The organism is Paenibacillus sp. J22P143 (assembly GCF_059692035.1).
Genome location: NZ_JCAUAQ010000011.1, coordinates 84,935 through 107,172, shown reverse-complemented (window position 1 = coordinate 107,172; position 22,238 = coordinate 84,935). Strand labels below are relative to the sequence as shown.

General features: G+C 45.2%; 23 protein-coding genes. 1 reads left to right on the top strand and 22 read right to left on the bottom strand.

The features are described 5' to 3' along the window. Nucleotides 1-9: 9 nt before the first annotated feature. The 21 genes from argC to AC58PQ_RS16860 form a co-directional block, all read right to left on the bottom strand. Nucleotides 10-1,059: an N-acetyl-gamma-glutamyl-phosphate reductase gene (gene argC, locus AC58PQ_RS16960; RefSeq protein ID WP_497243453.1), complete on the bottom strand. Its 1,050-nt coding sequence runs from the start codon at nucleotides 1,057-1,059 to the stop codon at nucleotides 10-12. Between the two features lie 575 nt (nucleotides 1,060-1,634). Beyond that, complete coding sequence (locus AC58PQ_RS16955; protein ID WP_497243451.1) at nucleotides 1,635-2,504, bottom strand: YitT family protein; 870 nt, start codon at nucleotides 2,502-2,504, stop codon at nucleotides 1,635-1,637. Nucleotides 2,505-2,644: 140 nt separating this feature from the next. Then, nucleotides 2,645-3,758 (bottom strand): peptide chain release factor 2 gene (prfB, locus tag AC58PQ_RS16950; RefSeq protein WP_497243449.1). Its coding sequence is split into 2 segments (ribosomal slippage): nucleotides 2,645-3,685 and nucleotides 3,687-3,758, totalling 1,113 coding nucleotides; the frame shifts between segments, so codons are not numbered across the junction. 56 nt (nucleotides 3,759-3,814) lie between these two features. Beyond that, nucleotides 3,815-6,334, bottom strand: coding sequence for a preprotein translocase subunit SecA (gene secA, locus AC58PQ_RS16945; protein ID WP_497243447.1), 2,520 nt, complete (start codon nucleotides 6,332-6,334; stop codon nucleotides 3,815-3,817). 286 nt (nucleotides 6,335-6,620) lie between these two features. Beyond that, nucleotides 6,621-7,169, bottom strand: a complete 549-nt coding sequence (hpf, locus tag AC58PQ_RS16940) for a ribosome hibernation-promoting factor, HPF/YfiA family (RefSeq protein ID WP_497243445.1) — start codon at nucleotides 7,167-7,169, stop codon at nucleotides 6,621-6,623. Between the two features lie 172 nt (nucleotides 7,170-7,341). Beyond that, nucleotides 7,342-7,539 (bottom strand): cold shock domain-containing protein, encoded by a 198-nt coding sequence (locus AC58PQ_RS16935; RefSeq protein WP_028556842.1) that lies wholly within the window; start codon nucleotides 7,537-7,539, stop codon nucleotides 7,342-7,344. A gap of 412 nt (nucleotides 7,540-7,951) precedes the next feature. Beyond that, nucleotides 7,952-8,281 (bottom strand): flagellar protein FliT, encoded by a 330-nt coding sequence (gene fliT / locus AC58PQ_RS16930; protein WP_497243443.1) that lies wholly within the window; start codon nucleotides 8,279-8,281, stop codon nucleotides 7,952-7,954. Continuing rightward, nucleotides 8,274-8,657: a flagellar export chaperone FliS gene (gene fliS / locus AC58PQ_RS16925; RefSeq protein WP_497243441.1), complete on the bottom strand. Its 384-nt coding sequence runs from the start codon at nucleotides 8,655-8,657 to the stop codon at nucleotides 8,274-8,276. The genes fliT and fliS overlap by 8 nt, the downstream gene beginning before the upstream one ends. A gap of 36 nt (nucleotides 8,658-8,693) precedes the next feature. After that, nucleotides 8,694-9,056 carry a flagellar protein FlaG gene (locus AC58PQ_RS16920; RefSeq protein WP_497243528.1) on the bottom strand — a complete coding sequence of 121 codons (363 nt, stop codon included), beginning with the start codon at nucleotides 9,054-9,056 and terminating at the stop codon, nucleotides 8,694-8,696. Between the two features lie 79 nt (nucleotides 9,057-9,135). Further along, on the bottom strand, nucleotides 9,136-10,719 hold the full coding sequence (fliD, locus tag AC58PQ_RS16915) for a flagellar filament capping protein FliD (protein ID WP_497243439.1): 1,584 nt from the start codon (nucleotides 10,717-10,719) through the stop codon (nucleotides 9,136-9,138). Between the two features lie 332 nt (nucleotides 10,720-11,051). After that, nucleotides 11,052-12,188: a flagellin N-terminal helical domain-containing protein gene (locus tag AC58PQ_RS16910; RefSeq protein ID WP_497243437.1), complete on the bottom strand. Its 1,137-nt coding sequence runs from the start codon at nucleotides 12,186-12,188 to the stop codon at nucleotides 11,052-11,054. A gap of 197 nt (nucleotides 12,189-12,385) precedes the next feature. Next, the gene (csrA, locus tag AC58PQ_RS16905; protein WP_497243435.1) at nucleotides 12,386-12,625 is read right to left on the bottom strand and encodes a carbon storage regulator CsrA; all 240 of its coding nucleotides are present in this window, start codon (nucleotides 12,623-12,625) and stop codon (nucleotides 12,386-12,388) included. A 12-nt stretch (nucleotides 12,626-12,637) separates the two neighbouring features. Continuing rightward, nucleotides 12,638-13,081: a flagellar assembly protein FliW gene (gene fliW, locus AC58PQ_RS16900; RefSeq protein WP_497243433.1), complete on the bottom strand. Its 444-nt coding sequence runs from the start codon at nucleotides 13,079-13,081 to the stop codon at nucleotides 12,638-12,640. A gap of 98 nt (nucleotides 13,082-13,179) precedes the next feature. After that, complete coding sequence (locus AC58PQ_RS16895) at nucleotides 13,180-13,749, bottom strand: DUF6470 family protein (protein ID WP_497243431.1); 570 nt, start codon at nucleotides 13,747-13,749, stop codon at nucleotides 13,180-13,182. 13 nt (nucleotides 13,750-13,762) lie between these two features. Next, complete coding sequence (gene flgL / locus AC58PQ_RS16890; protein WP_497243429.1) at nucleotides 13,763-14,659, bottom strand: flagellar hook-associated protein FlgL; 897 nt, start codon at nucleotides 14,657-14,659, stop codon at nucleotides 13,763-13,765. A gap of 27 nt (nucleotides 14,660-14,686) precedes the next feature. Further along, a complete protein-coding gene (gene flgK, locus AC58PQ_RS16885) occupies nucleotides 14,687-16,252 on the bottom strand; it encodes a flagellar hook-associated protein FlgK (RefSeq protein ID WP_497243427.1) in 1,566 nt (521 codons plus the stop codon). Nucleotides 16,253-16,299: 47 nt separating this feature from the next. Next, nucleotides 16,300-16,797: a flagellar protein FlgN gene (locus tag AC58PQ_RS16880; RefSeq protein ID WP_497243425.1), complete on the bottom strand. Its 498-nt coding sequence runs from the start codon at nucleotides 16,795-16,797 to the stop codon at nucleotides 16,300-16,302. 37 nt (nucleotides 16,798-16,834) lie between these two features. Next, nucleotides 16,835-17,107, bottom strand: a complete 273-nt coding sequence (gene flgM, locus AC58PQ_RS16875; RefSeq protein WP_497243423.1) for a flagellar biosynthesis anti-sigma factor FlgM — start codon at nucleotides 17,105-17,107, stop codon at nucleotides 16,835-16,837. A 112-nt stretch (nucleotides 17,108-17,219) separates the two neighbouring features. Next, nucleotides 17,220-17,642: a flagellar protein gene (locus AC58PQ_RS16870; protein ID WP_497243421.1), complete on the bottom strand. Its 423-nt coding sequence runs from the start codon at nucleotides 17,640-17,642 to the stop codon at nucleotides 17,220-17,222. Between the two features lie 110 nt (nucleotides 17,643-17,752). Continuing rightward, entirely contained in the window at nucleotides 17,753-18,520 is a 768-nt protein-coding gene (locus AC58PQ_RS16865; RefSeq protein WP_497243419.1) for a ComFC family protein, read from the bottom strand. Continuing rightward, on the bottom strand, nucleotides 18,517-20,355 hold the full coding sequence (locus tag AC58PQ_RS16860; RefSeq protein ID WP_497243417.1) for an ATP-dependent helicase ComFA: 1,839 nt from the start codon (nucleotides 20,353-20,355) through the stop codon (nucleotides 18,517-18,519). The genes AC58PQ_RS16865 and AC58PQ_RS16860 overlap by 4 nt, the downstream gene beginning before the upstream one ends. Nucleotides 20,356-20,544: 189 nt before the next feature. Here AC58PQ_RS16860 and AC58PQ_RS16855 point away from each other — a divergent pair, with 189 nt between their 5' ends. Then, complete coding sequence (locus tag AC58PQ_RS16855; RefSeq protein ID WP_497243526.1) at nucleotides 20,545-21,657, top strand: RNA-guided endonuclease TnpB family protein; 1,113 nt, start codon at nucleotides 20,545-20,547, stop codon at nucleotides 21,655-21,657. A gap of 175 nt (nucleotides 21,658-21,832) precedes the next feature. Here AC58PQ_RS16855 and AC58PQ_RS16850 read toward each other — a convergent pair whose 3' ends face one another. After that, on the bottom strand, nucleotides 21,833-22,228 hold the full coding sequence (locus AC58PQ_RS16850) for a hypothetical protein (protein ID WP_497243415.1): 396 nt from the start codon (nucleotides 22,226-22,228) through the stop codon (nucleotides 21,833-21,835). Nucleotides 22,229-22,238 lie beyond the last annotated feature (10 nt).

The window sequence follows — 22,238 nt, the reverse complement described above, 5'->3', positions numbered from 1 at the left end:
ATCTTCTAGTTATGGATATACAGGAGCGAACAACAGACCTGTCGTTTCGTCCCAGCCTTGCATAATATTTAAATTCTGAATCGCTTGACCAGCAGCGCCTTTTACAACATTGTCGATCACGGACACGATCGTTACACGTCCTGTGCGCTCATCCACAGCGAAGCCGATATCACAGAAATTCGAGCCCGTTACTTCCTTCGTTGAAGGATATTTCCCAAGAGGACGAATCCGTACGAATTTGCGGCCTTCATAGTACTGACGATACTTCTCGACGAACTCCTCAGCTGTATGTTCGCCTGTTAGCGTGGCATACATTGTCGCCATAATTCCACGTGTCATTGGCACAAGGTGCGTCGTGAACGTCGTCACAACCGGTTTGCCGGCAATGCGGCTCAGCGCTTGCTCAATTTCCGGGATGTGTTGGTGCTTATTTATTTTGTAAGCCGATAAATTCTCATTCACTTCTGCATAGTGCACACCTAAACTAACACCGCGACCCGCTCCGGATACACCCGACTTCGCATCAATGATAATCGTCGATGGATCAATCCATCCCGCTTCAACCGCAGGAATAAGACCTAGCAGCGTCGCTGTCGGATAACAGCCAGGGTTGGCGATCAGATCGCTGCCCTTCACTTCGTCTCCGAACACTTCGGATAAACCATAAATCGAACGTGCCAGCGCTTCTTCGGAAGCAGCCGGCTTTTTGTACCATTTTCCATAGTCGCTAGCGGACTTCAATCTCAAATCACCCGAAATATCGATGACCTTCAGGCCAGCTGCCAGTAGTTTTGGTGAAAGCTCCGCGCTCACACCCGCTGGTGTTGCCAAGAACACAACATCAGCTTTACCTGCGATCAAATCCACATCTAAGACGTCTAGGATATCCACAACCACTTCTTGCAAATGTGGAAAATGCTCCGCCAAAGGCGCTCCTGCATTCGATGTTGAAATGACCGATGTAATATGTACGTACGGATGCGCCTGCAAAAGACGAATCAATTCCGCACCACCATACCCTGTTGCTCCAATAATAGCCGCTCTTATGCTCTGACTCATTTCCATGCCCTCCCGATCTTCCGAAAATATATGTATTATTATACATTCGTATACATAATAATTCAACGAATTTTTTTGTGTGCTGCGCGGGGTTAAATTTGCTCTCCGACAAGGTATTTCAAGGGTTTAGCAGGCAGGAATTGACCACGTATGTATTAACAGAATAGTCTGACTATAAAGGGTCGTATGCACAATATGCATCAAAATTACGCAAGTCGTGCATAAAAGTTAGTATCCCTATTCAAAATGCCTGCGCAACTCAACTTACCTATTATCCCAAACTCTTTAGTGATTAGGCAAATTATGTTAGGCATTCTTTAGTTATACACATTTGTACACAATGGCTGTGCATAACTGGGGGTATTATTCACAAGTTACCAACAAGTTGTCCACAAATCGAGAAAAACTTCTATCGAAGTCCTTCGAGGATGAGCGACCGAGTTTTAAAGGTTGTTTTTATCGCCAATTAGAAAGATGTTTTCGAGAACCGAAAACTTATACTTTCTAATGTGGTAACAAAAGACCACCAGGAATTGTGACTTCTCCTGACGGTCTTTTCGTGGTTTTATTATAATCTACGCATGCCTCTTAAAGCCTTCACCTAATACCTCATTCGTTTCACTCAAAATCACGAAAGCCTGCGGATCTACAGATTGGACCAGTGTTTTCAACCGACTGACCTCATTCTGCTTCACGACTACCATCATGACGGTCCGTGATTCCCCCGTAAATCCACCTGATCCACTGAGCTCTGTTAAGCCGCGATCCAAATCGTACAAAATCGCCTTACGAATAGCATCCGTATGATCCGAAATAATAAAAGCCACCTTGGCATAGTTGAAGCCGAGCTGCACGATATCAATGGTCTTGGTGGTGACGAATAAGCCGATCATCCCGTACAACGCATTCTCTGGGGTGAACACCAGCGCAGAGCTGATGATGACGAGGCCATCGAATATGGCGACCGAGAAGCCTAGACTTAAGCCTGAGTATTTATGCAGCATTTGAGCAGCCAGCCCTAGTCCGCCCGTCGATCCACGCCCTTTGAAGACGATACCGAGTCCCAAACCGACGCCAATACCGCCATATACAGCAGCAAGCAGTGGATTATGTGTTGGCACGCCTAAGTGGCTCGTGATCAATACGCAGAATGGGAAAATGACCGATCCCACTATGGCTTTAATGCCGAATTTCTTACCTAGCAGCCACAGCGCTAACAGTAGAATCGGAATGTTAAGTGCCCACTGCGTGTAAGCGGGGTTTATGTTGGTGACTTTCTGCAAAATGGTAGAAATCCCGGAGACCCCGCCTGTTGCGATTTGGTTCGGGTTCAAAAAGCTGTTAAAGCTCGCCGCCATAATTAACGATCCGACGATCAGCAATATATATTCGAATACGGTATGCGCCCTACTTCCGATCCGTATTCGTGGTTCTCTTCTGGACACGAGTGGTCCTCCTTCGTTCGTTTACACGAAAAATCCTACACCCAATAGGTGTAGGATCAACGTTTATGACATGAACCATGCACAGCCCGGCAAACTCGCCTGCTCGGCCTGCATGATTTCGTGTGGTGTTGTAAGTCCTATTACTCTGGCTTCCGAATTTGATGACGCAAGTACGCATCGATAAAGGTATCCAGATCGCCGTCCATAACCGCTCCAACATTGCCGGTCTCCGCCGAAGTTCTGTGATCCTTCACCATGCTGTACGGATGGAAGACATAGGAGCGAATTTGGCTGCCCCACGCAATATCCGATTGCTCGCCGCGAATCTCGGCTAGGTGCTTCAATTGCTCTTCGATCTTCCGTTCGTAGAGTTTGGAGCGAAGCATCTTCATCGCTTTCTCGCGGTTCTTGATCTGCGAGCGCTCTTGCTGACAGCTCACCACAACGCCTGTCGGAATGTGCGTAATCCGCACAGCCGAATCGGTGGTGTTGATGTGCTGACCGCCGGCGCCGCTTGCGCGGTACGTATCGATCTTGAGATCCTCGGAGCGGATCTCACCTACGTCGGTGTCGTCTTCGATCTCTGGCATCACATCACACGATGCAAAAGACGTGTGACGACGGCCAGAAGCGTCGAACGGCGAGATCCGGACGAGTCGATGCACGCCCTTCTCTGCCTTCAAGTAGCCGTAGGCATTGAAGCCTGTGATCTGCAGCGTGACACTCTTCACGCCAGCTTCGTCGCCGGGCAAATAGTCGAGAACCTCGACTTTGTAGCCCCGCTTCTCCGCCCAGCGGCGGTACATCCGCAGCAGCATCTCTGCCCAATCCTGCGACTCGGTGCCGCCGGCGCCTGGATGCAGCTCAAGGATCGCATTCAGCCGGTCGTACGGCTGATTGAGAAGCAAGCCAAGCTCGAAGGATTCGAGCTTTTTGATTAGAGCTGCGATGCCCACTTCGATATCCTTCACGAGGCCTTCATCGTTCTCTTCTTCCTCTAACTCAACCATGACCTGCAGGTCATCAAAGGCGTTAGAGAAGCCATGGAACTCATCAACGACACTCTTGATGGCGTTGAGGTCCGCGATGGTCTTCTGGGCACGTTCGTTATCGTCCCAGAAATCTGGCGCGCCCATTTTTTCCTCATAATCCCCGATCGCTTCTAGCTTATGATCTAAGTCAAAGAGACCCCCGTAATTCGGTTAGTCGCTTCGCTGTTTCTCTTAAGTCTTGTTTCACTTCTGGTTCTAGCATGTCTTACACCTCGTTTATTCTTCTTGCATGTACGTAGACAAGGTTGCTAAGTTGCCTTACATGCCTTGCCCGTGGCACTGCTTGAACTTCTTACCGCTGCCGCATGGGCATGGGTCGTTGCGTCCAATACGCTGCTCTTCATCGCGTACCACTGGTTTCTTACCGCCTGCTTCATTCTTCGTGTCAACCGCCTGACCTTCCGCTACCGCCTGGCGCTCCAGGTTGCTCTGTACATGTGCTTTCATGATGTACATAGCAACTTCTTCACGAATATTCTCAATCATCTCTTGGAACATCTCAAAGCCTTCGAATTGATACTCACGAAGTGGATCTGTACCGCCGTATGCACGAAGGTGAATACCTTGACGCAGCTGATCCATCGCATCGATGTGATCCATCCATTTGCTATCTACCGCGCGAAGCGCAACGACTTTTTCAAACTCACGCATGAACTCTGCGCCAATATCAGCTTCACGCTCATCGTAACGTTTGCTCACCAGATCTTTAATGAATTCGATAATCTCGGACTGCTCTTTGCCCCAAATGGCTTGATCTGTGATTTGAGCATCGTCATGCAGCAAGTTGTTATTTACAAAGTTCGCAACCTCTAGCAGCTCCCACTCTTCCGGAATTTGTTCTTCCGGACAGTGTACTTTCACGATGCGCTCGATCACGGCGCTGATCATACCCTCGATAACTTCCCGGATATTCTCGGACTCCAGCAGCTCGCGGCGCTGTTTATATATAATTTCACGTTGTTGATTCATGACATCGTCATATTGAAGGACGACCTTACGCACGTCGAAGTTGTTACCCTCAACGCGTTTTTGCGCGGATTCCACGGCACGGGAGATCAATTTGCTCTCAATCGGTTGATCTTCTTCCATTCCCAGACGATCCATCATCGCCATAATATTTTCAGCGCCGAATCGTTTCATCAATTCATCCTCAAGGGAGAGGTAGAATTGCGAAGAACCTGGGTCACCTTGACGTCCTGCACGACCACGCAGCTGGTTATCGATACGTCTGCTTTCATGACGTTCTGTACCTATGATATGCAAGCCGCCAGCATCGTGTACGCCTTGACCAAGCATAATGTCAGTACCGCGGCCCGCCATATTCGTTGCAATCGTAACCGAACCTGGTTGACCTGCACGTGAAACGATTTCCGCTTCTTCGGCATGATATTTGGCATTCAATACTTTGTGTTGAACACCTTTCTTCTTCAGCATCTCTGAAAGCTTCTCAGAGTTCTCAATGGATACTGTACCGACAAGTACTGGTTGGTTCAACTTGTGACGTTCTAGGATTTGTTCAACTACGGCTCTGAACTTACCCATCTCTGACTTATAAACCACATCTGGCAGATCCTTACGAATCATAGGGCGGTTCGTCGGCACGATAATGACTTCAAGCCCGTAGATTTTCTTCAACTCTTCTTCTTCCGTCTTCGCCGTTCCCGTCATCCCCGCTAGCTTGCGGTACATACGGAAATAGTTCTGGAACGTAATCGTTGCAAGTGTCATACTCTCATTCTGAACTTTTAGCTGCTCTTTGGCCTCAATGGCTTGATGCAGCCCATCACTATAGCGACGGCCTGTCATAATACGGCCTGTAAATTCATCAACAATCATGACTTCTTCTTCTTGAACAACATAGTCCACGTCACGTTTCATGATCAAACGAGCTTTGAGTGCTTGTGTAATATGGTGGTTGATATTGACGTTTTGGTGATCGAATAAGTTCTCAATCCCAAATACACGCTCTGCTTTCGCTACGCCATCTTCTGTTAGCGCGACAGCGCGCACTTTGATATCAATCGTGTAGTCTTCTTCTGCCGTCAAAATGGATACAAAGCGGTCTGCAGTGAAATACATATCCGTAGACTTGGCAGCTTGTCCAGAAATAATCAATGGCGTTCTTGCTTCATCGACTAGAATGGAATCCACCTCATCGATTACCGCATAGTACAGTGGTCGTTGAACCATCTGTTCTTTGTACAGCACCATGTTGTCACGCAGATAGTCAAACCCGTATTCGTTATTCGTTCCATACGTAATATCACAAGCATAAGCCGCTTGCTTCTCTTCGTGAGACAAGTCGTGCAGGTTAACCCCAACTGTCATGCCGAGGAACTCGTAAATTTGACCCATTTCAGCACTATCCCGCTGTGCCAAATAATCATTGACTGTTACAACGTGTACGCCTTTACCTAGCAAGGCATTCAAATAAACAGGAAGTGTTCCTACAAGTGTTTTCCCTTCCCCTGTTCTCATCTCCGCGATACGGCCTTCGTGCAGCACCATACCTCCAATGAGTTGAACGTCATAATGACGTTTACCTAACACACGCCATGCCGCTTCTCTAATAACAGCGAAAGCCTCTGGCAATAAATCATCGATTTCTTCGCCTTTCTCAAGGCGGTTTCTGAACTCTGTTGTTTTCTCTTTTAACGCTTCATCGGACAGCGGCTTAATGCCAGCTTCAAGCTCGTTGATGTAGTCAACGGCCTTGAGCATCCGTTTAATCTCCCGTTCATTGGAATCACCAAAAATTTTCTTCACTAGTCCTAGCATCGGTGAACCCCTTTCCCTTACATTCGTATCCTTAAATTGTACCACTTATAACAGTCTTGTCGCAACAAACGAGCAATCTCTTCCTTATAAAATCTATAGAAATAGGACTTAAAAACCATGCTTCCCCGTATTTCTTAGTATGTAATGGAGATGCTACTAACATGCATGCCCGTGTCAAGACTTCTTGCGCCAAAGGAAAGAGCTTAACTCGATGATATCGAATTAAGCTCACTTGATCATTTTGTATAGGAATGTTAATAAATTTATTAGGCCAATTGTTTATGCATTACATCGCCGGTTCGATCAGGCCATACTTGCCGTCGTCCCGTTTGTACACGACGTTGACCGTGTCTGTATCCATATTCGAGAATACAAAGAAGTTATGACCCACCATATTCATTTGGAGAATCGCTTCTTCCACGTCCATCGGCTTCAAATTAAAGCGTTTGTTACGTACGAGTTCGAAGTCCTCTTCTTCTTCCACATAGGATGTTGCTGCAACCTCTGCCTTGAACAAATCACGCTTGCCGCCGTCTTGGCGAATTTTACGGTTCGTCTTGGTCTTGTGCTTACGAATTTGACGCTCTAATTTGTCCACAACCAAATCAATGGATGCGTACATGTCTGTGTTGCGTTCTTCTGCTCTTAGTAGCACACCTGTTAGCGGGATGCTTACCTCAATGGCTTGAAGACCTTTAACCACACTTAGCTTTACTTGTACATCAGATGTAAGGGGAGTTTCAAAATACCTCTCTAGTCTATTCAACTTCTTGTCGACATAGTCTCCGAGGGCTTCAGTAACTTCAAGGTGTTCTCCGCGAATGCTAATTTCCATAGTTAAACATCTCCCTTCCTGCTTACATTATACTACATTCCACTCGAACTTCATAATTCCTTTATATACCGAGCTAAACTTTTATCAGCAAAATATAAAAAACACCCCAGGTTCATTCCCCAGGGTGATCTGTTCGTAGGTGTATGCGATCGGCACAACGTGTGCCTAATAATTATAGTCTGCTTACGTTGGCAGCTTGTGGTCCGCGAGCGCCTTCAACGATGTCAAACTCAACAGCTTGACCTTCGTCTAGCGTTTTGAATCCTTCGGATTGAATCGCTGAGAAATGCACGAATACATCCCCGCCATCTTCACGCTCGATGAAACCATAACCTTTTTCTGCGTTAAACCATTTCACTTTACCTTGCATAACGTACACAATCCTTTCGTTTTAAAAAATATTAAAAAGAGTCCAACAAAATGTAAGCCCTTTCTTTTTGACTATAACACCTTCATGCTTGACCTGTCAATTTCTAACTTTTAAATAAAATTAAATATTTAGAAAATTTAAATATATACAAGCCGTGGATAACTGCAGAATTTGTAGAATCCTGTCATGACGGTCTTCTTCACACATTATTAACAAAGTTATTCACAGGTTTATGCACATTGTCCACAGGCTGGTGAGGGGAATTTAGGGATAACTCGTGGTGAAGCGGCCCGTTTATTCACATGGTGGGGCCAGATCGGATTGTTTATCCACGGAATGCTGGAGGAGGTTGAGGAAAACAGGGGATAAAAGAAAAAACCTTCTGCCGCGGCAAAAGGTTGGTGTGGATAGACTACTTCTTCTTGTCGAAGAAGTAACTTTCCTGTGCATAGGGTTGCTCATACGCATTGTTATGCACACGAGCCCGTTCTATTTTATCAATTCCGCTTTTGGCTTCATCTCTTAATTGCTGCATACGTCCCACAATCGCCTCATCATGTTGGAGAATGCTCTTAATCACCAGCTTTTGCTGATCATTGTAGCTCTGATTCATCGATTGTAATTCATCAATAATGAGTTGTCTGTCCTCAACAAAGCTTGCTAACTGCTCATAGTCCATCAGATCCAGCTCTACGATGATTTCTTGCGTTATCTGCTGTAACGTTTGGAGAAGCTTATCCATGTTTCGATGCTAAAGAAAGCTTGGCTGCCTGAACCCACGTTTCTTTCAACTCAATTAAATAGCCCAGTACTTCCTCAGCTGCTTCCACTTGCTTCTTCGTGTTCGCTTCGACAAGGCGGAAGAGGAAATAATCGTACAAGCGTAGTAGCTCGTCAGCCACAGCTGCTTCCTTATCTAGGGTGATAATAAACTCTTGGATGATATCTTGTACTCTCATCAGATAGTTATTAGCATCTTGGTAGTTCTTCTGAGAAAGTGCCTCGATGGCTTGTTTACAAAATCGGATAGCACCATCGGATAACATGATAAGCAGCTGAGCTGGGCTCGCTGTTTGAACTGAATTTTGCATATATTTATTCTGCTGCGCCGAAATCATGCAAATACCCCCCTAAAGTCTTTTCTTATTCGCTAATTACCTGCGCTCATCCACCATAGCTCCAGCCATTTCCCATACCCTAGCTAGAAAATCAAGCGACTTCTCATTCGGAATTTCTCGAATAACTTCACCGTTACTTTTGTCTAATACTTTTACAATAATATGCTTCGTCTGTTCATGAATGGAGAAATCAAGCGTTGTGGAAGTTCCTTCTACCGCTTTTATTGCACGTTCGATAGCTTTTACAAGCTGCTCTTCACTAATAGGAATATTCCGACCTTGCGCTTGTGCTTGCTTTAAATCATGAACACTCTGAATGCCATCACTGCTCGAAACTTTAGGTACTGCAGGAGCTACGTTAGCGCTAGGCGTTGGAACATTTCCAATTGGTTGGTTCATACTCAAAGCAAAGACCTCCTAGAAGAATATTTATTACTAATAAAGGTGAACAGAGACATATTATTTAAGTGATAAATGATTAACTACCACTTGATAGGGATTGTGAAAGATAAGAACTTTGCGAATTATAGTTATTCATCGCTGTTTCCATGGCAGTAAATTTTTTGTAAAAATTACTTTCTTTCTTGCTTAATCGATCTGTCTCGATATTGATGTCCTTATATGTCTTGCTCATCAACTTTCCGATTACACTTTGATCATATTGGGTACTTCCAGCACTCCCCGCTTTATCTTTAATTTTAGTAAATGCTGTTTGGAAATCATCGTACAAACGAACAACCAACCCTTGCTTTACGTTTGTAGTCGTATCGCTGGAGGATTGTGAGAACAAGTTTTTTACAGCCTCTGGATCGGCTTGAATCGCCGCTCGTAACTTCGTTTCATCAATATACAGCTTCCCTTTATCCGCATAATTTTGAGAAGCAATACCGATTGAGGAAAGAGAGTTATAACTGCTTCCATTATCGACCTTAGACGTTATATGATTTCGCATACTAGTAATCAATTCTTTTAAACTGCTGTCATTATGGAACAATCCGCTCTTAGCTTTCGTTTCCCACGCTGTGACCTGTGTTTCTGACATAGCTTCTCTTTGCTCATCAGTCAAGGGATGAAAGTCCTTATAGACAGTCTCATTAACTGCTTTATTAAGTTTATCTAACATCTCATTATACTTGTTTACAAACTCTTTAATATTTTTTACTTCAGCATCAATATCGCTCGCAACAGTAACCGACTGGGCTGTTGTCGTAACATTTTTAAGCGTGTAATTGACACCCATTATCTTTACCGTATTGTTGGCCGATGTTACGTCCGTACCGTTAAATTTAACTACCGCATTTTGAGCAAGATTGGCATTCGACAAGCCACTGGTTGCAGCAGTCGTTGCATAGGAACCAGTACCTCCGTTATATCCATTCTTATAATCCGCAGCAGCAGATCCAGTAAAACCGAGAGTTGTATCTAAAAAACTAGCTTGACTCGATGAAATTGAGATTTGTGTGTTTGCCCCTGTATCCTTTGTTTTCAAAATAAACTGTTTGAGTGTGGAATCGTAAATCGCTTTGAGTCCCATATCTTTTCCGGATGTCGGTTGGCCAGTTGTATTATCTTTGGCAGCGTTCAGTTTAGCAACCACGTCACCTATTTTATCCGTAGCAACAACACTGACCTTCGTCGTATAGGTAGCACCCGTCTGATCTTTGGTCGTTATAGTTAAGTCTGTCGCAATACCCAATGCAACAGTCTGATCAATATCAATATTGGACTTCATCGTTGCCGATTGGGCAAGACTTGAAATTTCATAACTATAGGTTCCCACTACAGCATCAGATGTGGATACCCCACTCATTGAATCAGGACTTGAAGAAGTTGTCGAATACGTGTTGTAATTGCTCGATAACTTCATATTAAACAATGTGTTGCTTCGAAACGCAAACAAATCAGTATTCCACTGGCGGTAGCCATCAGTTTGCCAGGTGTACTTTTGTTGATTTTGCTTCATTTTGTTTAACTTGACACTTTCAGCCGCCATCATCTTCTTCACAAGGGTATCTGTGTCCAGACCTGAGGCCATTCCACTGATCCGATTGACCGATGTCATCATCATTCCTCCATTTATCTTTAAAATTCACTTGCTACATCCGTAAAGAAATCTCTACTCTTTATATCGGTTAAAGAGTCACTTTTCTGAATCCTTTTATGAAAATTAATAACTCAGATCGTAGGAGGTTTGCTGGCTACCCTAATACATAGAAATAGACCGCTCTAATCAGCGGTCTATTTCATCGTTAAACGTAGTCCAATCAACCGCTTTTAAACACCTATCAGACAATTCTACAGTTCTTTTTCATGATATCCACGCAATTCCCCCATTCCAACGTATGAAAAAAGGAGACTCTAGAAAGTCTAGAGTCCCCTTCGTGAGGGCTAATATTAACCACGAAGCAATTGAAGCACGCCTTGAGGCTGTTGGTTCGCCTGAGCAAGCATTGCTTGAGCTGCTTGAGCAAGGATACCTTGTTTGGATTGGTTCATCATTTCTTTCGCCATGTCTACATCACGAATACGGGATTCAGCTGCAGTCAGGTTCTCAGAGGATGTGTTCAAGTTGTTAATTGTGTGCTCCAAACGGTTTTGGTACGCACCTAGCTTGGAACGCTCGGAAGATACATTATTTGTTGCTGCTTTGATGATGTCCATAGCAGTACGAGCATTTGCGTCAGTAGATACATCAATCGCAGCTGTGTTCAAAGAAGTAGCAGTAGTGTCCATTTTAGAGATTTGAATACCCATGCGTTCAGCACCTGCATTATTAGCGCCAATTTGCAGATTAACAGCCGCGGAAGCACCTGTGATTATAGTACCAGCACCACCACCACCGGCGTTGGAAGCAATAACACCTGCAGCTGTTTGAGTACCGTTAACAGAGATTTTGATACCAAACTTATCAAAATTAATTACGCCAGCTGTACTATCTGCAAGAGAAACTACCTGGGTACCAGTTGAGCCAGTAGTATCGGTTAACGTGTAGCTCCCCGCACCAGAGGAAGTGATTGTATAAGTGTTACTTCCTTTCGCGCCACTGATATCAATCGCAGTTACACCAGCGGTACCTACAGCAATACCAGAAGTAGTACCACGTTGAACACCAAAAGTACCATCAAGCAGATTTTGAGTGTTGAAGTTCGTAGACTTGGAGATACGATCGATCTCGGAGTTCAATTGAGTAATCTCATCAGAGATATTGCCACGATCAGTAGCCGTCAAAGTTCCGTTAGCCGCTTGGTTTGCCAACTCATTCATACGTTGAAGAATATCGTGAGTTTCGTTCAATGCACCCTCAGCTGTTTGGATCAAGGAGATACCATCTTGTGCGTTACGGCTAGCTTGATCCAAACCACGGATTTGACCGCGCATTTTTTCGGAGATTGCTAGACCAGCTGCATCATCACCAGCACGGTTGATGCGAAGACCGGAAGACAATTTCTCGATGGATTTGCTTTGGTTAGCTGTGTTAGTAGATAATTGGCGGTGTGTGTTCAATGCTGTTACGTTGTGATTAATTCTCATTTGTAATTCCTCCCTGAATATATGAATTCCACTTCCATGTGGATTAGCGTTTCTTCCAGGTCGGCCGCCCTTGGAATCGCTCATACTATTAATATCGACAAGGGGTGACTATTTCTGAAGTCCTATTTTCGCGAAATTCCGACATTTGAGTCTATAAATAATACATTATCTAGTTATTTCGCCTTTCATTAGCCTATTTACTCTGTTTTTCTCGCTTTTTTAACCATTTCATTTAGTCCATTGAAATTCGATGCGCTGCCAAGAGCATCCTTGTTAGCTTGCTGGATCGATAGGTAGATCTCTTTTCGAAATACCTCGACGCTTTTAGGAGCTGAAATACCTAGTCGAACTGTATCCCCCTCCGTACCCAATACGATAAGTTCAATATGGTCGCCAATCATAATGGCTTCGCCTTTTTTACGAGTTAGAACAAGCATGCCTGTCACCCCTTATTTGTTATCGGATGGAACTGATTGCATCAATTTATGTTTGGCGTTGTAGGAAGAGCCATGAAGAATAACCTGCTTCCCTAACCTCGTATTCACATTCACAATGATTGGCGCTAATAAGTTTAAAGTCGCTTCTTCCAGCTGTTCCCCTACGGACACAACCGACCAAACAGCCACATCCTCCTTGCTTCCAATCCCCAACTCAGTAATGACACTATCTGATAATTCCATATCATAATCAGGGAAGAACTCGAATGGATTCGTTAATAACAGTGCTACATTCCCATCATCCACACATTGTAAGAAGATAAACGGTGACTCCATATCAGGTTGAATGAAGATATAACGAACATACTGTTCAAACCCTGGGATCCCCTGCGGGAATGTGAAAACCTCCTGCTCGGCGATTGTTAATTCACCGAACTGCAACGTGGTTATATTCATGAGTGGCAACTCCTATACGGATTAGTGGTTTTGGAAAAAACAAAAAACTATAGATTAGGTAATCTACAGTTTAAACTATACCCTACTTTGTTGGGCAATCATACTTTCATGTCGATTTCTGGGGGAATCATCTCAACCTTCGGATATTGCTTCATATAGATCGAGACCTTGCCAGGTGCGTACGATATTTCAGCTTGATGCGGCGTGATCTGGATGTCAATACTGCCCGGGGTCACATTGATCTCAACCTTGTTCGCCGTATAATCCAGGTCGACATTGTCGTAAGAAGCCTCACCTAGATAGTTCATGCTGCTTGGTTCAAAAGCCCGCTCTGCTGCCATATCGGCAATCGGGTTTCCACCTTTTTCGATGGCCGCCAGTCTATTCCCTTTCTCTACAATGCTTGCGATTCCTTGAAGAGCTATATTCTTCGACTCACTGTAAATCCGATTCATAAACGTAGTGTGGCTTCCTATCCCTAGCGCATCCCAAGCACTACTCTGATCAATGTGCAGTTCCCCTTGAGGGGAACGCATCTCCATTGTTAGCGGAGTTGTGTGCATCTCCATTTCAGCTTTTGGCTGACGAATATCCCACTGCCCACGCTGAACATCTATGCCAATTTGGCCAGACTGAATATCAAGTCTAATCAAGGGTACGGACGACATGACCTACACCGCCTTATTTGAGAAAATCAACTAGACTTGGACGTATAATCTGTGAACCTATCGACAAAGAGGCTTCGTACACATTCTGCGAAGTTTTGAGGTTCGTCATCGCTTCGGCTACATCTACATCCTCTACTCTAGTTTGCAGTACCTGGAGGTTGGAATTAATATCCTTCAGGCGTTCATTCGATAAATCCACACGGTTCATCTTGGCACCAACATCAGAGCGGATAGATAAGAAAGTATCCATCCTTGTGTCCAACCGCCCCAAACTGTCGCTTATCCCATTGATGTCACTTGTGCTCAACGCCTTCATTAAATCTTGCATAACTTTAAATACATTATCCGTATCTATTGATTTACCAAACACTTGATCGCCAGTGACATTAACTGATAACCGCACGCCTGCTCCAATCTCGTATTGAATAGTTGTGTTGTCCACATCGATTGTTGCCGCATTGGCCTCGGTATACGGAGCGATATCTGTTATCTGTCCATTGAACACGTGCTTGCCATTAAAATTACTATTACCTAATTCGACGAGTTGGCTGTATAACTGCTTCATTTCACTGTTTATAGCATCCTCAGCTGTTTGAGGATTGGTTCCGTTTGCTGCTTGCACAGTTAGCTCTCGTACTCTCTGTAGAACCTCATTAGTTTTACCTAGCGTAGAGTCCGTATATTCCAACCAGGATGTAGCAGAAGAGACATTCGCTTGGTATTGATCATTCGCAGACAACTCACTACGGTATCTCATAGCAAAGCTAATTCCAACCGGATCATCCGATGGCTTATTAATTCTCATGCCTGTTGCAAGCTGATTCTGTAACTTGTCCATTCGATTGAGATTTGAGCCCAAATTCCGAACCATCTGGGTATTAATCATCGTTTGTGTGATTCTGGTTGGCATAAAGTCCCCACCTTATATTCAAAATAATTATCTGCCGACCGTGCCCATGCCGTTAATGACCTTATCCAGCATTTCATCAAATGTGGTTAAAGATCTTGCCGCAGCGTTGTAGGCGTGTTGATATTTAATCATGTCCGCCATCTCTTCATCCAAAGAAACACCGCTAACAGACTGCCTTCTCGAATCAACCTGATCGACAAGTGCTTGTTGGTTCATTGTTTGTCTCGTAGCTTCCTGTGACTGTACACCTAGTTGTCCTACGATGGCACGGAGAAACTCGTCGAAAGTGCCGCTAGTCAAAAGCGGCGTTCCGTTAGCGCTTGGATCAAAGTCAAACTTCTGATTCTGGAGCGATGCCAAAGCTAACGCGATATCGTTATTCCCTCTAACTACTTTGGTACTGCCATTCGCATCCACATAGGTACGAGAGGAAGCAGCAATATTGGCCACTTTCTTGACGATATCTGGATTTACAGAGAGGCTGTTTGCATTAAACTCCGTAGCACCATCTTTTAAAGTAAAGAAAGGGATTCCGCTTTTCGGTGGATCTTCTAAGGTATAGCCCAAAGCGTGTAGACCGTTAATTCCGTTAACCGTTACTTTCGTGTCGGCCGCTAAGGTGCTCCCTGGTGTCGCGCCGGTAAGGGTTGCGCCAACTGGGATCACTGAACCTGCAGGCAACGTAATCGTTACTGGGCCTTGGACAAGAGATTTAACCATGGAATTGAATTGAAATTTATAACTCTCTAAATATTGATCTCGGGAAACGAGCATTCCATAGATCTCGCCGCTCTGCAAATCCTTGGATTGTAAATTATCAGCAACAGAGCCGGCATCAAGCGAGGTGGTTACATTAATCCCATTAACCAGCTCAACGCTGCCCATTCGCAACGTATATCCGCCAGTCGTATCAACAGCGGTAATATTAACGATTTTGGACAAACCATCTACCAATAGATCCCGCTGATCTCTTAGATCATTGGCGTTATTGCCTAATCCTTCTATTTTAAAAATTTCATTATTCAAATTAGCAACTTGCTGCAACATCGTATTGGCTTCAGAAACCTTAACAGAAATATTATCTGTCAGATTCGCAGATAGATCATCCAATTGCTTCCCTGTATGATTGAAAGCATCGGTCATGGCTAACGCTTTTTCCTTAAGTGCGGCACGAGCTGTCAAGTTATCAGGTTCCTTACTGACATCCTGCCAAGCACTCCAGAAGCCCTCGACCACTTGTCTGATACCAGTATCCGATGGTTCATTCACGATAGCTTCCAACTTCTCTAACGTATCCCTGCGAATGGTCCATTCTCCTAAGGTTTTGTTCTCATCGTAAAATTGCGTATCTAGAAACTTCTCGCGAACTCGCTTGATTTGATCGAATTCAACACCCTGTCCCAATTGCCCTGGAACTGCGCTTCTTGTCATGCTCGCAGGTTCATATGGGAGAGATGCAACCATATTTACTCTTTGTCTCGAATATCCTTGCGTATTCGCATTTGCTACGTTATGTCCGGTCGTTTGTAAAGCCGTTTGTTGTGCGAATAAGCTTCGCTTCGAAATTTCAATGCCAGAGAATGTAGATCCCACCAGCAATTCCCCCCTTAAATGTTCTTATTAAAGACCTTCCTTGAAGCTTATGCTTTCCGGTCAAACATTCCCATTCGCTTCTCATTCTTTTGTTGGGAGGGATTCCGATAAACGACATCATCTTCAGAGGGTCCCATCACAAGATCAATCGTATAATCTATAAATGAAAGTGATTGTTGTATCAATTGTTGATTGGATATATTGATCTCTTTCAACTTCTCCAATACAACCATTAGCTGTTTATGAGCATGTGATAAGGCTTGCTTCTCTTCCGCTTTAAAGATCACCCTAATCAAATCGCTCACTGTTACCTGAGGATTCGGGTTATAGCCACGTGAAATTAAATACTTGCCGATTTCATGAAACCGCTGCTTATCCAGCTCGCTAATATGCCTTACAAGCTTGCTCTCTTTATTAATAATCAAATTAAGCTGGTTCACGTTATTGCTGACTAGTTCCTGAGTCTTCTCTCTGGACAGCTCCAGCAGCGATTCATGCGCCTCAAGAAGCTGTTCCAATATCGTAATCAACGGTTGAATAGACATGGCGATCTCCTATTCCTTAATAAATCTGTTAATATGTTTACTTCAAATATGGGAGCAGCTTCTCTGCAATTTTCTTAGCATCTACGTGATAGGTCCCTGATGAAACTGAATTCTTCAATGACTCGATTCTGAGGCTTTGCTCTTCCGTACGAGCACTGGCTGAAGCTCCTAGAAGTTCCTTGGCTTCTGCAGAGATTTCAACCTGATCCTTCACTTTACCTTTCTTGCCGGCAGCTTGTGCAGAAGTTATATCTCCTGTTTTCTTATACGGATTCACAGCGCCAATGCGCCCATTCTCATTAATTTTCATACCGATACACTCCTATGTTCACTGACCTAAAAAAATAAAAAACCGATAATCGTTAGTACTATTATCGGCATCTTCTATATGAAACTTTATATCTCTATAGACCTATTTCGAATTATCGCTTATCTTTCAGTCGATCACTGATGTTAAATGTAATCCTGTTCTCTTGCTGTCTCCGCTCTTCGTCTCGACGTTCATCTTCCGAAGTATTCTTGACATCCTTCATCAGCTTCGCTCGACATGGTTCACAAATCGTATTTTCACGAATGGCTGTTCCACATACCTCACAGGAGTAAGACATATTCGGAGCGTGCATAATGGAAATCCGGCGTTCTTTAATAAATTTGGTGATTTGCTTTACAGAAACGCCCGTGGCTTCGCTAAGTTCATTGATATTGACTCCCTTATTCTCACGCAGATACTTCAAACATTTCTCATACTGCTGCTCGAGATCCTTCATGCAATTCGGGCAAAACTCTGCGAAGCCTTTCACAAATATCTTCCCACAACGCGAACAATTCGCCACATTCATACCCATTGTATGGCCTCCTCTCAAGGATTCCCAGTTCCCACTTTTTAATTCCAGTTTACCGCAATTCGACAGCTTTTGCCTATTGTTATTTTTATAAAAACAGGACTTTTCTGCTTTCACCTTGCCCAAGTAAGTCCATAAATTTCGACAGATATCGACAATCTCTCCCTTAATGCCATCGCACATTGATTCATTGTACTCCCGGTTGTGTACACATCATCCACGATATAAATAATAATCGCAGACCCCAATACACATAAATCACGCTCACACGAAACATTAACATCAAAAACGTGCGCAAGATCATCGAGCCGCTCATTTCGTTTTTTAAAACTCTGCTTATCTGTGTGCTTCGAACGATTGAGCAAACTTACGACCGGAAGGCCGACACGCCGACCTAGCTCTATAGCCATTTGCTCCGCCTGATTGAATCCCCGCTCCTGCATGCGGCGCTCGCTAACAGGTACGTACGTGATGAACTCCCTCACCTGCCCCGTTCCCACTGCTAGCGAAGCCTCCCTCTCCAGCTGCAGTAACTGAAAAGAATGAACCAGCATATGGCCGAGTACTGCCTTCATGCGTTCATCTCCGCGATATTTATACCTGGCTAGGAGCTCTTTCATCGTTTCATCATATCGGACGGCACTCCGGCTACTTATAAAATGAGCGTGCGGCTTCCGTCGACAATCTGGACAGTACTCCCCTCGTCCGCAGGATGTACAAATTACCTTGCGAATCCACGGAATCCGCGTGTAGCACGCGTGACAAAGTCCTAGTTCACTTCTCTGCAGGCTGCTTACTTGTTTACATAATAAACAGACCTCTCTCTTGGCGCCTAACAGCGAAAATAACGCATTCCCCACTTGCCTACACCACTGGCTCATTTAATTCCTCCTTGCAGAAAACCCTGTTTACGAGCAATACGATTCATCGTACGAATTTGTCGGACGGCCTCTTTCTGTGATTTCGTTATTTCGGCAGCAGCCAAATACACCTTCCCATGCGGGTCATCCTTCGATCTTCCTGCGCGCCCCGCCATCTGGACGAGCGCTGCCTCGTCAAATAGCTTCGAGTCTGCGTCCAAAATGAGAACATCAGACTGGGGCACGGTTACCCCTCTTTCTAGGATGGTCGTCGTGACAAGCACACGGATTTCCCGATTGCGGAAAAGCTGTACCTTGTCTGTACGCGATGCATCCTTGGAGGAGGTTCCCTCTACGCGAACAGCCTCACTTTTCAACTTACTTCTCAATAGCTCTACCATCGGCTCTACGAGCTGAATATTGGGAACGAAGACAAATACCTGGGCTCCTCGTTCAATGGAAACTTCTAACCGGGATTGAATCGATATCGGAATGGTTTGTGACACGATGGACTTTCTTAACGTAGGGGTCGTAATCAACTGCGGGACGGGCAGGGGGTGTTTATGAAAGCGTACGGGTACGCGAACGTGCGGTAAACGCCCGCGCTCGGCGGCTCGCCTAATCCGCACAGGCGGTGTTGCTGACAGCAGGATATTCGTCCCGCTGGGCTTGCATACGTTCTCAGCCGCATAGCTGAGCATAGGGTTGTTGTGATACGGGAAGGCATCGATTTCATCGATGATGACCAGGTCAAAGGCTTGATAGAAGCGCAACAACTGGTGCGTCGTTGCGATCGTGATTTGCCCTTGCTCCCAGCGTTGCTCGCTTCCCCCATACAGCGTGACCACGCTGTAACTAGCGAAAGCCCGCTGGATGCGCGGTTGCAGCTCTAACACCACGTCTTTGCGTGGTGTCGCAATGAGGACACGCCCGCCACGAGCGGCGGTGTAGTGAATGAACGGGAAGATCATCTCCGTCTTCCCGGCACCCGTCACAGCCCAGATGAGGAACTTGCCTGGGCCCCCGGGTTGCTTGCCCTTGATGTAGCTCAGCCCCTCAAGGGACGCTTTGGTTTGAGCATCACTTAGTCCCCAGGGTGCTATATAAGCCTGTAAATCGTCAGCGGCATGCCCCCCAGACACCACTTCACCCGAGCCTCCGAGAACGAGCAAAGAACAGGAGCGGACTCTCCCCATCGTGAGACACTCCTCACAGTAAGGGCAGGCTTGTCCACAGGACAAGCAACCCGTCCAGAACATTCGCTCTGCCCCACTTCCACATCGTTTGCATGCGTAGTCCGAAGCCTTCCTGAACCACCGTCGCCATTCACGCTTTACACGAATGTGCAAGCCATTCGTTAGCGACACATCGCCGTTGAGGTAGGCGAGTTGTAGGTATGCTGTCCACATGTCCTCCATCCCAGCAGCACCAGATGCTCCTATTAGCTGCTGAAGTTCTTCTACCAGCAAAGAACGCCCTCTGCACGCTTCAACGAGACTAATATATGCACTCGGAAGCAGCTTAACTCTGCGAACACGTTCATCACGCCAAAGCGAGTAGTCTATCATTTCCGAACGTATTTCATCTACGTTCGTTACGCCACACGCCGTGGCCTCTCGTTTTACCAACGTAAGTAAGCGTCCCTCATTATCCTTGGGTTCTCCTATCATGAGGCTCTTTCTTAACCCTTCAAGCAGTCGAATCGCTTGCCCTAATGAAACAAAAGGTTCGAACAATACGAGGCCGGCGTCGGCTGCGTAGTGTTCGAACCAATATTGGATATCTGTCTGGGCGTGTACTGTAAATCGCCATTCCCATACATTTCTCTTACGAACGGCATAAATCTGAACCTTCATGGTTTGCGTAAGGACACTCGTGACTTTAGTCGTGAGAGGAATTACGTATTTTTCCCTCCCAATGAATGATCGTGAATATCCTTGCTTCCTCCCTTCGAAAAATAGAATGGTTAACTTTCTCTTTAAATACGAACTAGCGTTTGGTATAATCCAAATGTACTCTTCAAACCACAAAGACGGGTGATCTTGTTGAAGTTGACTCTGACTGCCAAAGTAAAAATTGCACCTGCTCCAGAGCAAAGGGAATGTTTGCACCAGACGCTGCATGCCTATCGTGTGGCCTGCAATTTTACATCACAATTGGTTTTCGATACGAAGGAACTCCATATTCAGAAGCTGCATCTACTTGCGTATCGCGAGCTTCGTGCAATGTTTTCTCTACGGTCACAAATGGCACAATCGGTCATGAAGACAGTCATTGCACGCTACAAGTCCCTTCGCAGCAATGGACATCCTTGGACTTTCGTGCGATTTAAGAAGCCTGAATTTGATCTTGTCTGGAACCGCGATTATTCTCTTACCAAGATGATGTTTTCAATTAATACCTTGTCCGGGAGAATCAAGGTACCGTTCGAAAGCAAAGGCATGGAACACTTCCTTGATGGAACCTGGACATTCGGCACGGCAAAGCTGGTCTTTAAGGGCGGGAAGTTCTTTTTGCATATCCCCATGACCAAAGAAGTGACAGAACCGGCTCTGCATGAAATCGATAAGGTCGTTGGCGTGGATATGGGTATCAACTTTATCGCCGCCAGCTACGATTCCCAAGGAGCATGCACGTTCTTTGATGGTAGGCGAATCAAAGATAAACGTTCTGGATATAAGCAATTACGAAAGCGACTAGGGCAGGTCGGAACGGCTTCCGCCCGCAGAACCCTCAAACGAATCGGACAACGAGAAAACCGTTATATGACCGATGTGAATCATCGGATATCGAAGGCACTCGTCCACCGTTACGGAGCACATACTTTATTTGTTATCGAAGATTTAACAGGCATTCGCCAAGCGACTGAGCGAGTTCACATTCGAGATCGATACGAGACAGTATCCTGGTCGTTCTACCAGCTTCGCCGAATGATCGAGTACAAAGCGATTCGGTCAGGCGCTAAAGTTATTGCCGTTAATCCGCGATATACATCACAGATGTGCCCCAAGTGTCTGCATACGGACAAAGGAAACCGCAACAAGAAGAAGCATCATTTTTGTTGTCAGAAGTGCAATTACAGCTCCAATGATGATCGGATTGGAGCAATGAATCTTCAGCGCATTGGAATGGAGTACATCGCTGAAGTGGCTGTTTAGGTATACCTAAACAGCCGGGCAGAGGTCAGCCTGCCTATCGTAACGCCACTCTAAGGAAGGAGGCTTGTCGCCGTTCTCACTTCCGGGCAGTTACAAGCTCGTGACTTCAGTCATGAGCAGTTGACTCCTCACCGTACTCTCTTCCTATTACATACGTATTTGAAATCGTTTACCGTCAGATAACAGGTATCTTCACAAGTTCCTCCCTATTACTGAGGTGTACAAGTACAACCGGATCTTCGTCGTGCTGACTTAGAAAACGATCGACAGCATCATAATCGGACTGATAACGCAGCTCTAACGCATACGTTTGGGATAAACGCTCAATGATCACTCTCGTATCGTCGGACGAACCCTCATCGATGATTGTTGCTCTGACCTGGTTGCCTTTTATACGCGAAAAGAAAAATAACGAGCGAATAACCCACTCAATCTGATTTTGATTATTTTTGGTAACAAGTAAAATAGCTGTCGGTTTCTTCTTAGTCCCCTTCCGGGCACCCAGTAAGAGATGCAGCATGAGAATGCTCACGCCATAGCAACCGAAGATACAAAGCAATCCAATCCACATAGCGGGTCCC

Excerpts from the sequence above, each read along its gene's own strand:
- AC58PQ_RS16880 (WP_497243425.1), bottom strand. The coding sequence starts at position 16,797 with ATGTCTATTCAACCGTTGATTACGATATTGGAACAGCTTCTTGAGGCG.
- AC58PQ_RS16895 (WP_497243431.1), bottom strand. The coding sequence starts at position 13,749 with ATGTCGTCCGTACCCTTGATTAGACTTGATATTCAGTCTGGCCAAATT.
- AC58PQ_RS16910 (WP_497243437.1), bottom strand. The coding sequence starts at position 12,188 with ATGAGAATTAATCACAACGTAACAGCATTGAACACACACCGCCAATTA.
- secA (WP_497243447.1), bottom strand. The coding sequence starts at position 6,334 with ATGCTAGGACTAGTGAAGAAAATTTTTGGTGATTCCAATGAACGGGAG.
- AC58PQ_RS16920 (WP_497243528.1), bottom strand. The coding sequence starts at position 9,056 with ATGAACCAACCAATTGGAAATGTTCCAACGCCTAGCGCTAACGTAGCT.
- AC58PQ_RS16860 (WP_497243417.1), bottom strand. The coding sequence starts at position 20,355 with ATGAAGGTTCAGATTTATGCCGTTCGTAAGAGAAATGTATGGGAATGG.
- argC (WP_497243453.1), bottom strand. The coding sequence starts at position 1,059 with ATGAGTCAGAGCATAAGAGCGGCTATTATTGGAGCAACAGGGTATGGT.
- hpf (WP_497243445.1), bottom strand. The coding sequence starts at position 7,169 with ATGGAAATTAGCATTCGCGGAGAACACCTTGAAGTTACTGAAGCCCTC.
- flgL (WP_497243429.1), bottom strand. The coding sequence starts at position 14,659 with ATGCCAACCAGAATCACACAAACGATGATTAATACCCAGATGGTTCGG.
- AC58PQ_RS16850 (WP_497243415.1), bottom strand. The coding sequence starts at position 22,228 with ATGTGGATTGGATTGCTTTGTATCTTCGGTTGCTATGGCGTGAGCATT.
- fliW (WP_497243433.1), bottom strand. The coding sequence starts at position 13,081 with ATGAATATAACCACGTTGCAGTTCGGTGAATTAACAATCGCCGAGCAG.
- fliS (WP_497243441.1), bottom strand. The coding sequence starts at position 8,657 with ATGATTTCGGCGCAGCAGAATAAATATATGCAAAATTCAGTTCAAACA.
- fliT (WP_497243443.1), bottom strand. The coding sequence starts at position 8,281 with ATGGATAAGCTTCTCCAAACGTTACAGCAGATAACGCAAGAAATCATC.
- flgM (WP_497243423.1), bottom strand. The coding sequence starts at position 17,107 with ATGAAAATTAATGAGAATGGGCGCATTGGCGCTGTGAATCCGTATAAG.
- csrA (WP_497243435.1), bottom strand. The coding sequence starts at position 12,625 with ATGCTTGTTCTAACTCGTAAAAAAGGCGAAGCCATTATGATTGGCGAC.
- AC58PQ_RS16870 (WP_497243421.1), bottom strand. The coding sequence starts at position 17,642 with ATGGGTATGAATGTGGCGAATTGTTCGCGTTGTGGGAAGATATTTGTG.
- AC58PQ_RS16935 (WP_028556842.1), bottom strand. The coding sequence starts at position 7,539 with ATGCAAGGTAAAGTGAAATGGTTTAACGCAGAAAAAGGTTATGGTTTC.
- fliD (WP_497243439.1), bottom strand. The coding sequence starts at position 10,719 with ATGACATCGGTCAATCGGATCAGTGGAATGGCCTCAGGTCTGGACACA.
- AC58PQ_RS16865 (WP_497243419.1), bottom strand. The coding sequence starts at position 18,520 with ATGAGCCAGTGGTGTAGGCAAGTGGGGAATGCGTTATTTTCGCTGTTA.